This is a genomic window from Mesorhizobium sp. CA8 (assembly GCF_020164955.1).
Taxonomy (GTDB): domain Bacteria; phylum Pseudomonadota; class Alphaproteobacteria; order Rhizobiales; family Rhizobiaceae; genus Mesorhizobium.
Window position 1 is genome coordinate 1 of record NZ_JAIUHG010000008.1, and the last position, 14,681, is coordinate 14,681.

General features: G+C 63.8%; 18 protein-coding genes. 11 read left to right on the plus strand and 7 right to left on the minus strand.

The genetic code is table 11. From position 1 onward, the window contains the following. The 4 genes from LB553_RS10900 to LB553_RS10915 all read left to right on the plus strand — a co-directional run. The coding region (locus LB553_RS10900; RefSeq protein ID WP_318011491.1) for a DinB family protein at positions 1 to 212 on the plus strand (212 nt) is incomplete at its 5' end. Between the two features lie 98 nt (positions 213 to 310). Continuing rightward, the gene (locus LB553_RS10905) at positions 311 to 1,021 is read left to right on the plus strand and encodes a hypothetical protein (protein WP_224513052.1); all 711 of its coding nucleotides are present in this window, start codon (positions 311 to 313) and stop codon (positions 1,019 to 1,021) included. Positions 1,022 to 1,403: 382 nt separating this feature from the next. Then, a complete protein-coding gene (locus LB553_RS10910; protein WP_224513054.1) occupies positions 1,404 to 2,189 on the plus strand; it encodes a GGDEF domain-containing protein in 786 nt (261 codons plus the stop codon). Between the two features lie 90 nt (positions 2,190 to 2,279). Then, positions 2,280 to 3,092: a sterol desaturase family protein gene (locus tag LB553_RS10915; RefSeq protein ID WP_224513056.1), complete on the plus strand. Its 813-nt coding sequence runs from the start codon at positions 2,280 to 2,282 to the stop codon at positions 3,090 to 3,092. Positions 3,093 to 3,178: 86 nt separating this feature from the next. Here LB553_RS10915 and LB553_RS10920 read toward each other — a convergent pair whose 3' ends face one another. From LB553_RS10920 to LB553_RS10930, 3 genes are all read right to left on the minus strand, one after another. Beyond that, a complete protein-coding gene (locus LB553_RS10920; protein WP_224513059.1) occupies positions 3,179 to 3,481 on the minus strand; it encodes a DUF982 domain-containing protein in 303 nt (100 codons plus the stop codon). Positions 3,482 to 3,701: 220 nt separating this feature from the next. After that, on the minus strand, positions 3,702 to 5,783 hold the full coding sequence (locus LB553_RS10925; protein ID WP_224513061.1) for an ATP-dependent helicase: 2,082 nt from the start codon (positions 5,781 to 5,783) through the stop codon (positions 3,702 to 3,704). A 163-nt stretch (positions 5,784 to 5,946) separates the two neighbouring features. Next, positions 5,947 to 6,114, minus strand: a complete 168-nt coding sequence (locus LB553_RS10930) for a hypothetical protein (RefSeq protein WP_095767064.1) — start codon at positions 6,112 to 6,114, stop codon at positions 5,947 to 5,949. Positions 6,115 to 6,251: 137 nt separating this feature from the next. On the opposite strand from LB553_RS10930, the gene LB553_RS10935 reads away from it, so the two are divergent. Continuing rightward, entirely contained in the window at positions 6,252 to 6,434 is a 183-nt protein-coding gene (locus tag LB553_RS10935) for a hypothetical protein (protein WP_224513063.1), read from the plus strand. A 256-nt stretch (positions 6,435 to 6,690) separates the two neighbouring features. Here LB553_RS10935 and LB553_RS10940 read toward each other — a convergent pair whose 3' ends face one another. Continuing rightward, positions 6,691 to 7,659 (minus strand): LysR substrate-binding domain-containing protein, encoded by a 969-nt coding sequence (locus tag LB553_RS10940; protein WP_224513065.1) that lies wholly within the window; start codon positions 7,657 to 7,659, stop codon positions 6,691 to 6,693. A gap of 113 nt (positions 7,660 to 7,772) precedes the next feature. Here LB553_RS10940 and LB553_RS10945 point away from each other — a divergent pair, with 113 nt between their 5' ends. From LB553_RS10945 to LB553_RS10965, 5 genes are all read left to right on the plus strand, one after another. Next, positions 7,773 to 8,606, plus strand: coding sequence for a hypothetical protein (locus LB553_RS10945; RefSeq protein ID WP_224513068.1), 834 nt, complete (start codon positions 7,773 to 7,775; stop codon positions 8,604 to 8,606). Next, complete coding sequence (locus LB553_RS10950; RefSeq protein WP_224513070.1) at positions 8,606 to 9,604, plus strand: DMT family transporter; 999 nt, start codon at positions 8,606 to 8,608, stop codon at positions 9,602 to 9,604. Before LB553_RS10945 ends, LB553_RS10950 begins: the two co-directional genes overlap by 1 nt. Continuing rightward, a complete protein-coding gene (locus LB553_RS10955; RefSeq protein ID WP_224513072.1) occupies positions 9,585 to 9,806 on the plus strand; it encodes a hypothetical protein in 222 nt (73 codons plus the stop codon). Before LB553_RS10950 ends, LB553_RS10955 begins: the two co-directional genes overlap by 20 nt. Positions 9,807 to 10,161: 355 nt before the next feature. Next, positions 10,162 to 10,605 carry a MucR family transcriptional regulator gene (locus LB553_RS10960; RefSeq protein ID WP_224513073.1) on the plus strand — a complete coding sequence of 148 codons (444 nt, stop codon included), beginning with the start codon at positions 10,162 to 10,164 and terminating at the stop codon, positions 10,603 to 10,605. A gap of 3 nt (positions 10,606 to 10,608) precedes the next feature. Further along, a complete protein-coding gene (locus LB553_RS10965; RefSeq protein ID WP_224513076.1) occupies positions 10,609 to 10,917 on the plus strand; it encodes a hypothetical protein in 309 nt (102 codons plus the stop codon). A 2-nt stretch (positions 10,918 to 10,919) separates the two neighbouring features. Here the strand turns inward: LB553_RS10965 and LB553_RS10970 are convergent, their stop codons facing one another. The 3 genes from LB553_RS10970 to LB553_RS10980 all read right to left on the minus strand — a co-directional run bounded on the left by LB553_RS10970 (position 10,920) and on the right by LB553_RS10980 (position 12,631). Then, a complete protein-coding gene (locus LB553_RS10970; protein ID WP_224513079.1) occupies positions 10,920 to 11,123 on the minus strand; it encodes a hypothetical protein in 204 nt (67 codons plus the stop codon). A 293-nt stretch (positions 11,124 to 11,416) separates the two neighbouring features. Next, positions 11,417 to 12,184, minus strand: a complete 768-nt coding sequence (locus LB553_RS10975; protein ID WP_224513081.1) for a lysozyme inhibitor LprI family protein — start codon at positions 12,182 to 12,184, stop codon at positions 11,417 to 11,419. A 210-nt stretch (positions 12,185 to 12,394) separates the two neighbouring features. Next, complete coding sequence (locus LB553_RS10980; protein WP_224513083.1) at positions 12,395 to 12,631, minus strand: hypothetical protein; 237 nt, start codon at positions 12,629 to 12,631, stop codon at positions 12,395 to 12,397. Between the two features lie 137 nt (positions 12,632 to 12,768). Between LB553_RS10980 and LB553_RS10985 the strand changes: the two genes are divergently transcribed. Continuing rightward, on the plus strand, positions 12,769 to 14,646 hold the full coding sequence (locus LB553_RS10985; protein WP_224513087.1) for an ABC-F family ATP-binding cassette domain-containing protein: 1,878 nt from the start codon (positions 12,769 to 12,771) through the stop codon (positions 14,644 to 14,646). Positions 14,647 to 14,681: the final 35 nt, after the last annotated feature.

The following is a 14,681-nucleotide window of genomic DNA, read 5'->3' on the forward strand; positions in this document are numbered from 1 at the left end:
CCGACAAGGCGCTCGCCGGCCGTTTCTCCTACATGACCGTCGACATGCGCACCGTCTCGCAGCGCCTTTCGCCGGCGCTCGGACATTTCTTCAACCACCAGACCCACCATCGCGGCCAGGCGCATATGGTGCTCACGGTGCTCGGCCGGCCCTCGGTGCCGCTCGACCTGGCGCTGTTCCAGCGCTCCGAGGAAGGTCGCGCCTACGCCTGAGCACAGCATCGTCCGGGCTTTTCCGCGAGCCAATTGTTGATCAAACCAACATCAAGGAACCGGCGATGCGGAAAAATGTGGCAACGAAGGAGAATGCCATGAATGGTATCGTAGAAAAAATCGCGGGCACAGAAAAAATCGCGGGCACATTGGTCGGCGGCATCGCCATTCTCGCCCTGCCGGCGAATGCCGCTGGTCTCGACATCGGCTTTGGTATCGGCAACACCGGCGTGACTGCGGGCAGTCCGGGCGGCGCGATCACCGGCGCGGGCTCCTCGATGGGCGGTTCGACCGGTCTCGGCACGGGCTTTGGCAGCAGCATCGGTGGCGTCGGCGTGGGCGGCTCCGGCGGCTTTAACGCCGGCACTACCGGCTCGATCGGCGGCGTCGAGGGCACGACCACCGGCACCTCGTTCGGTGCGACCGGCGTTGTCGGCGGCACCGGCGTAGTGGGCGGCTCCGGCGGCGTCAACGCCGGCACCGCTGGCTCGACCGGCGGCGCCGCAGGCGTGACCACCGGCACCTCGTTCGGTGCGATCGGCGGCGTCGGCGGCATCGGCACGTTGGGCGGCTCCGGCGACTTCAACGCCGGCACTACCGGCTCGATCGGCGCCGCCGCGGGCACGACCACCGGCACCTCGTTCGGTGCGACCAGCGGCGTCGGCGGCACCGGCACGTTGGGCGGCTCTGGCGGCTTCAACGCCGGCATCAGCGGCTCGGCCGCCGGCTCCACCATGGGTTCCGGCAATACCTCGACCGGTGGAATCGGTGGCACCGTGGGTGGTTCGGGCAGCTCGACCGCCCACTAAAAGGCAGAGCCCGCCATGGGCGGGCCTGCCGGTTGCTTCGCGTCATCGCTGCGCGCACCGAGCTTGCATTGAAGCCGATATTGTTCTCCCGCTGGACAATCGACCGATTGCAGCGGGGCAATACCAACGGCTCAACGGGGAGTGTCGAACCGGCTGTGAGGCTCTGCGGCACTCCTACCGCGTTGCCGTCTGCGACCGGCGGTGCGCTGACGAGGACCTCCGGCCAGTCGGAGAGCCTGCCACCTCCCCGGTGCGTTTTCTGCTTGCCCACCACCGCGGGCGGTGCGGACGGCGTGTTAACCACATTTGCATCGAAGCTAATATTTTAGGACTTCTTTTGCGCTCGCGCTCCACAATAAGCCAGTGCAGTAGGAGCAATGAAATGCGCATCGATTTGTCCCCGACAAGTTGGGGCAGGGTCGTGGTGGTCACCGCCGCCGGTACCGCCTTTTTCATTGCCGCCGCCTTCTTCGTCGATTCCTTCAATTTTCCCTCGCTGTCGCCGCAGGCGCTGCTTTGGGCGCAACTCACCGATCTTTTCCTGCCGCTTATCCTTGGCGGCTCCTTCCTGTTCTTCCTGATGTGGAAGATGCGCCAGCTGGCCATCACGCAGAAGGAACTCGGCGTCATTGCCGCGACCGACAGCCTGACGGCGGTTTTCAACCGCGGCGCCTTCTCGATGCTGGTCGAGGCATATCTCGAGCGGGCGCGCGGCCAAACGGTCGCCGACACCGGCGCGCTGCTGATCGTCGATGCCGACCACTTCAAATCGATCAACGACCGCCTCGGTCACGATTGCGGCGACCAGGCGCTCAGGTTGATCGCCGCGACGATCAAAGGGCAACTGCACGGCGCCGACATTGTCGGACGCATCGGCGGCGAGGAGTTCGCGGTCTTCCTGCCCGGCGCCGACGCCGCACGCTCCTTTCTGGTCGCCGAATCCATCAGGCGCCGCATCCGCGAGGCCGAGTTTGCACCCGGCGGGCGGCCCTGGCCGCTTTCTGTGAGCATCGGCGGCACCGCCTTCAGCGGCCCGACCACCTACCATGACATGTTCCAGGTCGCCGACCGCCATCTCTACAAGGCCAAGTCAAATGGCCGCGACCAGGTGAGCTTCGAAATCCCGCGCGGCACGCCGGCGGGCGACGCGTCTGGCACGGTCCACTAATTCAATTGCATCATGCTCTGGCCGGCAACGGTCCGTTCATCCTTTGGCGGCTAGTGTCGGAGACTGGCCTCAGCCGATCCGCGAGCGACCGTGTTCGATCTCATCGACTACAAGGCGGTGCTGGTCATCGCCCTCATCTTCATTCCGCTCGAGCAGCTCCTGCCGCTGCATGCCGAGCAATCGGCTACGCGCCGGCATTGGCTGAACGACGTCTTCTATCTGCTCTTCAACGGCATCGTCATCAAGTTCGGCCTGTTGCTGGTGATCGGCGCTGCGATGCTGGTGGTCCCGCGCGTCGTTCCCGAGGCGCTTCCCGCCGCCCTCCAGTCACAGCCTTTATGGCTGCAGGTGATCGAGGCCTTGATCATCGCCGATATAGGCTTCTACCTTGCCCATCGCGCCTTTCACGCGGTGCCGTTCCTGTGGCGTTTTCACGCTATCCATCACTCGATCGAGGAGATGGATTGGCTGGCAGCCCACCGCGTGCACCCGGTGGACCAGATCCTGACCAAGTCGGCTTCGTTCTTGCCGCTCTTCGCGCTGGGTTTTTCAGGCGAGGCGCTTCTCATCTATGTGCTGATCTATCATTGGCAGTCGGTGTTCATCCACGCCAACACCCGCATCAAGTTCGGGCCGCTGAGATGGCTGATTGCCTCGCCGCAGTTTCATCACTGGCATCATGCCAACGAACGCCAGGCCTATGACAGGAATTTCGCCGCCCAGTTGTCCGTCCTCGACATGATCGGCACCTTGTTCATGCCGCAACATATGCCGGAAAAATACGGTGTCGACGAGCCGGTGCCGCAGCTCTATCACCAGCAGCTCGTCTATCCCTTCGTGACCGCGGCTGGGCCGGCCGCGCCGATCGCCGAAGCTTCGCCGGCGGCCGCCAAGCCGGAATAACGGCGCGGAAATGCCCGCCTCGGTGAACTGACCTGCGGGGGTCGGTTCATAAGTGGCAGGACTCCCGAAAGGGTAGTACCTTGTTGTCAGGCTGCGAAGCCGCCACAGCCGCGCGCCACCGGCTTGACCGAGACGATCGGCGGCTCCGAAGGCCAGAGCACGCCGGCCGTCACCGCGAAGGTGATCAGCGCATCGCGCGCGGCCTCGACCGAGATTTCTCCACTCCGCGCGGCCTCGCAGGCCTTCACCGCGGCGCCGTAGCTGAGGCGCCGGCGCGAGGGCGGAAACTCGGTCAGGAAGTCATGCATGTCGAACAGCGAGGCGATCATGCGCTTGTGGCCGGCGCCGACGCTGAGGGCGACCGGGGTGAAGAACGTCCTGTCGTGCATTCGGACCTCGTCTGTTGGCTGCGGAGGCGGCGGGCCTCCGGTCTGGGGAAGGACGCCACACAACGCGGCTTGCGACCGGAAGTTCCGCGCATGCGGATTTTTCCGCATTGGACTTGATCCCTCGCCTGAACCAAAGGCTTCAACGCCTGGAGTTGGAGCAGCCAAGCGACTCTAGCGAACGCCGAGCGGCCCTGGTGGTCGGCTGGAGAGGCCAGGCAGCCTATTTCCACATGCCGCGCATGCGGGCGCCGAGATCGACCTTGACGCCCGGCTTCTGGCGCGGGTCGTCCTTGAGCGCCGCGCTTGCCCAGGACGATTGTTCGAAAGCCGAAAGCATCGAGGCCGGGATGAAGCGGGTGCGCGAGGCATAGACATGGCGGTCGCCGCGCGCCGCCTGGTTGTGCGGATAAAAACGCTGCGGCACCACCAGATGCAGGCTGTCCTTGGCCCTGGTCATCGCGACATAGAGCAGGCGCCGCTCCTCCTCAATGTCCTCCTTGGTGCCGACGCCGAGATCGGCCGGGATGCAGCCGTCTACCGTGTTGAGCACGAAGACGTTCTTCCATTCCTGGCCCTTCGCCGAATGGATGGTCGACAGGATGAGGTAATCCTCGTCGCGATGCGGCGGCCCGGCCTGGTTGCTTGTGGCGTCGGGCGGATCGAGGGTGAGCTCGGTCAGGAAGCGCTCTCGCGACGGATAGGTCGATGCGATCTGCTCGAGCTGCAGGAGGTCGGCGCGTCGCGTGATCGCGTCCTCATGGATACGCTCCATATGAGGCTCGTACCAGAGCCTGATCCGTTCCAGATCGGCCGGCCATTTGGCGCCCGCGCGCAGCCCGCTATAGATGTCGAGGAAGACCGGCCAATCCTGCGCGGCGCGCTGCGGCGGCCGGAAGCGGGCAAGGCCCAGCGTTTCGTCGAGCGACGTCGTCATGGCGTCCACGATCTGCGAGGCGGCGGAGGGGCCGATGCCCGGCATGAGTTGCAGCACGCGGAAACCGGCGACACGGTCGCGCGGGTTCTCGGCGAAGCGCAGCATGGCCAGCATGTCCTTCACATGCGCGGCGTCGAGGAATTTCAAGCCGCCGAACTTGACGAAGGGGATGTTGCGGCGCGTCAGCTCCACCTCCAGCGGTCCGCTGTGGCTCGAGGTGCGAAACAGCACCGCCTGCGCCTTCAGCGCTGTGCCGGCCTCGCGTTCGGCCAGGATCGCCTGGCAGACATAATTGGCTTGCTCGGCCTCGTCGCGCACGCTGACCAACTGCGGCTTGTGCGAAGACTGGCGCTCGGTCCACAGATTCTTGGTGAAGCGCTCGCTGGCTTCGCCGATCACCTTGTTGGCGGCGGCCAGAATCGTCACGGTCGAGCGGTAATTGCGCTCCAGCATGACGATCTCGGCGGGCTTTGCGAATTGTTTCGGGAAATCAAGGATGTTGCGCACTTCCGCGGCGCGGAAGGAATAGATCGACTGCGCGTCGTCGCCCACTACGGTCAGCCCGGCGCCGTCGGGCTTCAGCGCCAGCAGGATCGAGGCCTGCAGCCGGTTGGTGTCCTGGTACTCGTCGACCAGCACGTGGTCGAAGCGGGAACCGAGATGCGCGGCGATCTCGGGCTCGGCCGCCATCTGCGCCCAGTAGAGCAGCAGGTCGTCGTAATCGAGCACGTTCTGCGCCTGCTTGGCCTCGACGTAAGCCGCGAACAGCTCCTTCAGCTGGTCCGCCCATGCCGCGCACCAGGGGAAGGCGGAGCCCAGCACTTCACCCAGCGGCGCCTGCGCATTCACCGCCCGCGAATAAATCTGCAGGCAGGCGCTCTTCGTCGGGAAACGGCTTTCGGTCTTCGAGAATCCCAGCTCGTGCCGGGCAAGGTTCATCAGGTCGGCGGAATCCTCGCGATCATGGATGGTGAAGGCGGGATCGAGGCCGATCTGCTCGGCATAGTCGCGCAGCAGTCGCGCGCCGATGCCATGAAACGTGCCGGCCCAGGCCAGCGCGTCGGCGATGATTGCCGCGTCGCGGCCCAGCACCTCGCCGGCAATGCGCTCGACGCGCTTGGCCATTTCGGCGGCGGCGCGGCGTGAGAAGGTCATCAACAGGATGCGGCGCGGATCGGCGCCCTTGACGACGAGATGGGCGACGCGATGCGCCAGCGTGTTGGTCTTGCCGGACCCTGCGCCGGCGATCACCAGCAGCGGCGCCGCCACCTTGCCGTCGCCATGCACCACCGCCAGCCGCTGCTCGTCGTTCAGCCGGCCAAGATAGGCGGGCGTCTCGAAGGACGAATCACGGGCGGCGATGTTCATCGCCCATCAAGCATCGTTTCCCCTTTGTTCGCAATAATTTCCTCGCGCCGCGCGAGCGGGGAGAGGTGGCCGCGAAGCGGCCGAGAGGGGCTGCGCCGGCATCCACGATTCATCGGAAGGGGCTATATTCATCGGAAGCGGCTATTCCCACCCGAAACAGCCGTTACCGCTTCGGCTCGACTCCCATCGCGGCCGACTGCCGCCGCAGCCTGCGCCTTTCGTCGCCCGGCATATCCAGCGGCGCGACGTTTCCAGGCACCTCGTCGATGATCCTCACGGCAACGCGATAGGCGGTGTAGGCAAAAAGGCCGGCAAGCAGAAGGCGGACCATGTTCAGTTCCTCGTTGCGTTCGATTGGCTCGGGATTTCAACCGGACTCGGGGTCAGTTGGTTCCCGCCGGTCCACGCAACCAAACCGCCACCGCCTCGTTTGCCCCTCATGAAAGCGGCGAACGAGAGGAGGTCGTCATGAAGAAACGTCCTGTACTGCTGGCTCTTGCGGCAGGGCTCGCGCTCGCCGCCTGCGACAACAATGTGCAGCCCACCAAGGCGCCGAGCAATGAGGTCAACCAGAACCCTCAGGTCGATAAAAACCCGGTGCCGAAATCGACCACCGGCGGAGACCAGCCGGGCACGCCGCCGAAGCAATAGCGCCAAGGCCGGCCTGCCAAGATTATCGTCGAAACGAAGAAGGCCGGCGCTGCTTGGGAGGAAGCTGGGTAGCGCCGGCCAAGCGGGAAAATCAGGCCCGCCGCACAATCCAACATAGCTGAGTCTCGACATCGCGTCATGGCGTGATCGCGCTAGCCGGCTATAGAGCCACCGGAAATCACGAAATTCGGCAGGGCCAGCCATTGCGAGGGCCGCCGAAGGTTCGCTCAAGTGAGCATTTGTGGAAGCGTGCTCTTCACGCCATCGCCACGCGCCGCACCGGCACGTTGGCGATCTCGATGTCCAACTGGCGCTGCGTCAGCGCCGCTTCGGCCATGATCCACCGCTTGAACAGCTCGACCTTGCGGGCCCCGAGGGCCTTGATAGGGCTGACGAAATACCAGCCCGCCGTGTTGGGCTGGTGGACCGCGAAGGGCGCCACCAGCCGTTCGGCGCGGATGTCGCTTGCCATATAAGCGCGGTTGGCGACGGCAAAGCCCATGCCGGCATTGGCCGCTTCGTAGGACATCATGCAGCTATCGAAATAGACGCTCCTCGTTTCGCCAAGCACGAAGCTCGCGCCGGCAAAGCCCAGCCACGACTGCCAGTTCTGCGTGCACGTGTCGGAGTGCAGCAGCGTGAAGTAGCGCAGGTCCTCCGGCACCACCTTCGACAGCGGTTTGTCGCCCAGCACCTCGTGGAAGAGCTTGCGGCTGCACACCGGCGTCAGATCTTCCTTGAACAGCAGCTCCGACGTGAGACCGGGGAAATTGCCGTCGCCATAACGGATTTCGAGGTCGTATTCGGAAATCGAGAATTCATGCGTGGCGTAAGAGGTCGACACCCGCATCTCGATGTCGGGATATTGATGCTGGAAGGCCGAAAGCCGCGGAAACAACCAGCGCGCCGCGAAGGTCGGCAGCACGCAGATCCGCAGTACATGCGCCTGCGACTGGCCGGTTGCCTCCATGCTGGCCGCCACGATGCGCTCCAGCGCCTCGCGCACGCGCGCCACATAGGTCTCGCCCTCCGGCGTCAGCGACACCGCATTGCCGCCGCGCTCGAAGATCTTGAAGCGCAGCTGATCCTCCAGGCTCTTCACGCGCTGGCTGACGGCGGAAGCGGTGATGAACTGCTCTTCGCCGGCGCGCGTGAAATTCCTGTGTCTCGCGGCGCTCTCCACGATTTTCAGCGAATTGAGGTTGACCTGACTGAGCAGACGCACGGGGTTTTTCGACCTTAAGCTGGGCTTACGCTACCACCAGCATTCCTAAATTTACAGGGGTAGGCGTTTAAATGACTGTTAACCAAGTGTTGCCCCCATCTGGAGAAAATAGAATGAACGCCCATACAATTCCCGAACTGCGCTGTGCAATGAGCCGCGAGGCCATCATTGGTCACGAGACCTCCTGGAAAGTGTCGGGTTTCGGCGTTGCCCAGTATCGTCACGGTTACGACCCGGCTCTGCTTGCCGCCATCGAAGAAGCGGCCCTGAAGTTGAAGGCCAGCCATGCCGTGCACAAGCACCTCGACCTCACCTTCATCACCGGGGCCGATCGCTATATTCCGGAGATCAAGGAACTCCTGCACGACAAGCTGCGCCTGGAAGGGCTGTCCGACATGATGGGCACCAAGCTCGAGCCGTATCCGCTGTCGATCGTCGGCTCGACCGTCACTTTCATGAACCCCAGGGACGGCGCGGTCGAATGGCATTGCGACGGCGTTCCGGTGACGGAGCTCATTCCGCTGTCGATCAGCGATCCGCTCATCGGCGGTCATCTTGAAATCTACTGCGACGATTCCGAGACCGGCCGCTCGATCCTCGAATCCGGCCGCGAGTTGCCGCGCAACAAAATCATGCGCATCGATCACAAGATGAACTACGCCACGCTCGGCCAGTTCCTCGGCGTGCTCCACCGCACCGCGCCGATCCAGCTCGGCGATCGCGTCACGCTGGTGCTCAATCAGCGCTCGGCGATCAAACCCTATGTCGACGACAACCGCATGTTCTATCTTGCCGCCGACAACGACCATGACCGTGCCTGGGTGAACGAGTTGGCCGAGGATGTCTGGACCAACCAGCTGCCCGCCTACCGCCGCCATGCCGAGGAGCATCCTGTGCCGCAGCCGACGGCGGAAGCGGTTTCCGGCGGGGCGAGGGAGTCTTGGTAATGACCAACGATCCGATCGAGTGTCAGCCACCCTCAGTGTCGCTGAGCTTCGGTCCGGTCGTGCCGGAAAGCCAAAGCCGTCCCGGCGCCCACGGGGCGGTGCTTGCCTTCGCCCTCGGCGCCGTGGCGCTGTGGGCGACCAACGCACTGGTCGGCAAGACGTTGCTTGCCGCTTATCCGGTGTCGCTAGTGCAGTTCCTGCAATTTTGCGGCGCGACCCTGGTCTTCGCGCTGATCCGGTTCTTCCCTTCTCCCGTCCTTCGGATCCCACAAGGCGAGAAGGGAAATGCTGCGCTCGCCTACGCGGTCGGTTTCCTCGGCCTGGTCGGCACGATGGTCCTGCAATATATCGGTTTCGCCTCGGTACCGGTTATCGAGGCAAACCTCGTCGCCTATACTTGGCCGCTGATCACCGCCGCGGCCGTCATACTGCTTGGCCGGCCGCGGCGTCCGCTGTTGCTCGGGCTGGCGGCGGCGCTTGGCTTTGTCGGCGTGGCGCTGGTGATTTCCGGCGGCCGTGCGCATCTTTGGTCCAGCAGGGCCTGGTTTGAAGGTGGCAGCCTCGTCGGCTATCTTGCCGCTTTCGGCTCAGCGCTCTGCATGGCCTTCTACTCGCTCACGGTCGGCCGCCTTGCCGTGTCGCCCGAGCGTCTGCTTTTGCCCTCGGCGCTGATCGGCGTCGCGCTCACCTTCGCCTGGTGCCTGCATGACGGCGTCGTGCGCCCGAGCGTCGCGCACCTTCTGCTCGGCCTCTATCTCGGCATCGGCCCGATGGGGCTCGGCTACTATTTCTGGTCACGCGCGGCAAAGCTCGACCACGGCGGCAGGATAGCGATCGTCGCCTATCTGGCGCCGATCGCTTCCACGTTTCTGCTGACCTTGTCGGGCGAAAGCCTGTCGATGACGGCGGTTGCCGGCGCCGTCCTCGTCATTGGCAGCTGCCTTGCGGTCGGCATCGAAGGTACGGAGACCAGGCACAATGTCCAAAATGGCCGTTGACGAGGACGAACGCCGCGCCAGGCAGGAGGCGCGCTGGTTGGTCAGGGAGTTTGGCGCGGAGGCGCTGCTCTATGCAGCCATGAAGGCGGAAAAGGCCATCGAGCAGAAGGATTTCGGCCGCTGCGCGCGCTGGAAGCGCGTGCTGGAGGTCCTCGCGGACACGCCGCCTGCGGAACTCAGGCGCAGCCTCGCCGGCAAATGAGCGATTTGCCATGGCAGCGCCGAATCGCGCATGGTCGACTGTCCGGCCGGCGGGTTACTCGTTGCCGTGCTGGAACTTGGTCTGAACTTCGATTTTTCAGCAACTCCTACCGCAGGTTGAATTGCTATAGCCCCTTTTACCTATCCAGGCGGGCAGCCGGTGCTATAAAGCATTCGCTATAGCTATTAGAATTCCTAACTTGCGCATCTCCAGTCCGTGTAGAAACATCGTCGGGTATTGAGTCTCGTAGCTTTACTGACTCTGGACGGTCCGTTGGGGGACACGTCCAATTCGATACACCGACGAAAGTCTTAAAAAGAGCTGGCGATTTGAGGGCCAGCAGAAGGTGAAAAAATTGTCCAACCTCGACGACAAGACTGCAATCGAACTGACCGCCGACATTGTCTCGGCCTATGTCGGCAACAATCCGCTTCCTGCCTCTGGCCTGCCTGACCTGATCGCCAGCGTCAGCGCCTCGGTGCGCAAGCTCGCCAGCGGCAGCGTTGTCAAGGAGGCGGTGGCGCAGACGCCTGCCGTCAACCCGAAGCGCTCGGTTTTCCCCGACCACATCGTGTGCCTCGAGGACGGAAAGAAGTTCAAGTCGTTGAAGCGCCACCTTGCGACCGATCACGGCCTGACGCCGGACGAATACCGCGCGAAATGGGGCCTGCCCGCCGACTATCCGATGGTGGCGCCGAGCTATTCGGCGACCCGCTCGGCGTTGGCCAAATCGTCCGGCCTCGGCCGCAAGCCGGCCGGGGGCGATGCAGGCAAGGGCAAGCGCAAAGCCAAGGCCTGAGGCATGGCACCCGCAACGGGTGACGTCGCGCCGTGGTCATGGCGCGACCGTAGGGCTGCTCTCGACGCTTTGCGCCGCGGGGTGGCTGCCCAGTCCTCGGTGGACGCTGCCAACGGCGTCAAGGCGCGGCGCATCCTGTTTTCACTGGGCGAGCCGTCCGGCGACCTGCTAGCCGCGCTCGACGCGCTCGACCGGTTCGAGCGCGCTATTGTTGAATGCGACGACCCGTCGGTCATCGAGGCGCGCAGGCTGAACTGCCTGGCCGTTCTGGACCGCCTTGCAGCAAACGGTCGGCCGCGCACGAACTGTTAGAACTAGCTGGGGCGGGCCTGAGATGGCTTGACCGGGCGAGTGCGTTTGGGATCTTGCTCGCCGGCAAGGCTCTCCGCTTCAACCGCTGTCATTTCAAGAAGATAGACAAGCATCTGATAGCGCGTATGCGAGAGCATTTTTGCCAGCTTGCGCGTGATCTCCGCGACATATCTCAACGTTCGTAAATCGCTGGGCGCTCCATCCATCGTGAGCTCCTGATGCGGCCAAGTATCTGGGCCAAGGTATGTTGGGACCAAGTTATCGTTGGCGCCCACTCACGACTCACGGCGCGTCTACAGATTTGCAGGTTTGCGATAAAACTGAAATCGATTTTTGATAAGCATCATGCTTGGCCGGCAAGATTTCGCTGTCCTTTTTGGGTGGCATGGTCGCTTGCTGCATAAATATTGAGCACAAGGCAAGCTTGCGGTTGTCTTTTTGCGCCGGGTTGATCTTTCTCCGGGAATGTTGATCGCCGAGGCAGGCAGGAGCGAGCGGCTTAGTTCTTGTAGGCAGAGCAGAAGCCCGGCGGGTTGTCGTTGCCGATCATGGCGCAGCCGCGCTTGATCTCGTCAATCATCATGCTGCATGCATTCTGCCCGTTGCAGGGCGGATTGGTCGCCGGCGACACCTGGATGCACTGCGAGACATACTGGTCCGACTTCGCCTTGCCGGCCGATTGCACGCATGGCTTCGTGTCGTTCTGGCTTGACTGGGCAGGGGCGGGTTTCGCAGGCGCGGCGCCAGCCGTCGCAGGCGCGGCCTTGGCCGTCGCAGGCGCGGCCTCGGCCGCCGCAGGCGCGTTCTTCGTGGGCGCGGCATTGCCGCCGCTTTGCGGCACGCAGGAGAGGTCGCCTTCCGGGCATTGCAATTGGTGCTGCAACTGCGCCAGCCGCACCTTGGTCAACTCCGCCTTGCAGGTCTCGACGAGGCTCGAATACACCGAGCCATCGGCATAGGGCTGAGTGCGAAAGGCGCATTCCTTGTCGCGGAACGGGATCCAGGCGCGCTGCGCGTCGCGCAGGCGCCACAGGTCGGCGGGAGCGAGGCGGCCCGCCAGCGCTTTGTAGACTGCATTGAGCCCCGCGTCCGCCGAAGCGGCATTCGCGGCCGTGCAGGTTGCAAGGTCGGCCTGCGTCTTCGCTGCCGCGCAGTCGATGGCTGCCGCACGGGCCACGGGACTGGTGAGAAGCATGGCAAGCCCGGCGACGACTGCGAAAATCGCGACCGCCAGCGAGGCCGAAAGGAGCGTGGTCTTGCTCGGCATCTGATCTGTCCTCTGCTTGAACCGAACCCGCCGCTCGCGCCAGCATAGGTTGAGACAACAGCGGCGATCAACGCCAAACCTGTGACGTGGCAAGCAAAGTGTGACCGGTGATTGGCGAAAGCGGAGGAACGACAATCTTTCCTTGAGGGGAATTGGGCCGGCAGAGTTGGCGGCCTGTCCGTCAGCCTCTTCGTCAATCATAGGCAAAGCCTAAGATGTTTTTCCGGAATCGATTTGGATCAGCAGGTGTTCCGGCTCCCGCGTCTCTAGCCGGCTCGCAACCTTGGCCGCTTGGGAGGAGGCTGGTTGGGCCTGCGGCCCGCTCGCGGGTTCAGCGGCGAGAGCAATGTGAGCGGTCCCGTCCTCGAACAGAACCACCTGCGTCGCCAGCGCGGTTGTCGTGGCGACCTGGAAGAAGATGAAGGCGAGGGCGAGATAGCGGATCACGGGCTCCAAAACGCTCCGGCAGGCAACTGGTTCCAGTCCGTCGAGTTTTTGCCGAATGGCCGTAGACAGCGCGCGGAGGGCCCTCGTCCAGGCGCTGGCTCTTGCGAAGCGCCGATGTCCTGTGCAAAAGCCCGCTTATGCTTATCATCAACGATCTTACGCTGCGCATGGCGGGGCGGCTGCTTCTCGATCATGCCTCATTGACGCTGCCGGCCGGCACCAAGGCCGGCCTCGTCGGTCGCAACGGCACCGGCAAGACCACGCTGTTCAAGGCGATCACCGGCGATTTCCCTTCGGAGACCGGCTCTATCAGCCTGCCGAAGAGCACGCGCATCGGCCAGGTGGCGCAGGAAGCGCCGGGAACCGAGGAGCCGCTGATCGACATCGTGCTGAAAGCCGATGTCGAGCGCCAGGCCTTGCTCGAAGAAGAGAAGACCGCGACCGATCCGCATCGCATCGCCGAGATCCACACGCGGCTGGCCGATATCGACGCCCATTCGGCCGAATCCCGCGCCGCGACCATCCTTGCCGGCCTCGGCTTCGACGATGCCGCGCAGAAGCGTCCGGCCTCGTCCTTCTCAGGCGGCTGGCGTATGCGCGTGGCGCTGGCCGCGGTGCTCTTCTCCGAGCCGGACCTTCTCTTGCTCGACGAGCCGACCAACTATCTCGACCTCGAAGGAACACTGTGGTTGGAGAACTATGTCTCCAAATATCCGCACACGGTCTTGCTGATCTCGCACGACCGCGACCTGCTCAACCGCGCCGTCAACTCGATCGTCCATCTCGATCAGAAGAAGCTGACCTTCTGGCGTGGCGGCTACGACCAGTTCGAGCGCCAGTACACCGAGCAAAAGGAACAGCAGGAGAAGGGCCGCATCAAGCAGGAAGCCGCCCGCAAGCATATGGAATCCTTCGTCGAGCGCTTCCGCGCCAAGGCCTCCAAGGCCAGGCAGGCGCAGTCGCGCATCAAGGCGCTGGAAAAGATGAAGCCGATCGCGGCGATCGTGAACGACACGGTGCGGCCATTCTCGTTTCCGGAACCGGTGAAGACGGTGGCATCGCCGATCGTTGCGCTCAACAACGTCAGTGTCGGTTATACGCCTGGTGAGCCGATCCTGAAGAAGATGACCTTGCGCATCGATGCCGATGACCGCATCGCGCTGCTCGGTGCCAACGGCAACGGCAAGTCGACCTTCGGCAAGCTTCTGTCCGGCCGGCTAAAGCAGGAGGCCGGCACGATGACGATCGCGCCTGGGCTGAAGGTGGCGATCTTTGCCCAACATCAACTCGATGATCTCAGGCCGGAGGAAAACGCTTACGAGCATGTGCGCCGGCTGATGCCGGATGCGCCGGAAGCCAAGGTGCGCGCCCGCGTCGCCCAGTTCGGTCTCTCGACCGAGAAGATGAACACCGCGGCGAAAGACCTGTCCGGCGGCGAGAAGGCGCGCCTCCTGATGGGCTTATCGGCCTTCGAGGGCCCGAACCTCTTCATCCTCGACGAGCCGACCAACCACCTCGACATCGACAGCCGTGAATCGCTGATCCATGCGCTGAACGACTTTCCGGGCGCCGTGATCCTGATCTCGCACGATCGGCACCTGCTCGAGGCGACGGCCGACCGGCTCTGGCTAGTCAAGGACGGCGCGGTCAATCCTTATGACGGCGACCTCGAGGACTATAAGACGCTGGTCACCGGCGTGTCCTCCAACCGCCGCGAGCAGAAGGAGGCCGACAAGGCGTCCAAGGCCGACCGCCGCCGCGAAGCCGCCCAGCGCCGCGCCGCGCTCGAGCCTTTAGCCAAGGAGATCCGCGCCACCGAGGCGCTGATGGACCGCATCCGCAAACGCATCGACCTGATCGAGGACGAACTCGCCAATCCGGCAGTCTACGAAAAGGACCCCTCGACTGCGACGCGGCTTGCCAAGGAACGCTCGCAACTGGCGCAGACGCTGGCGCAAAACGAAGACAAGTGGCTGACCATGTCCGCGGAGTATGAGGAAGGGATCGCGGAGTGAGAGCATGATCTCCCTTCTTGAGGGGGAGATGGCCG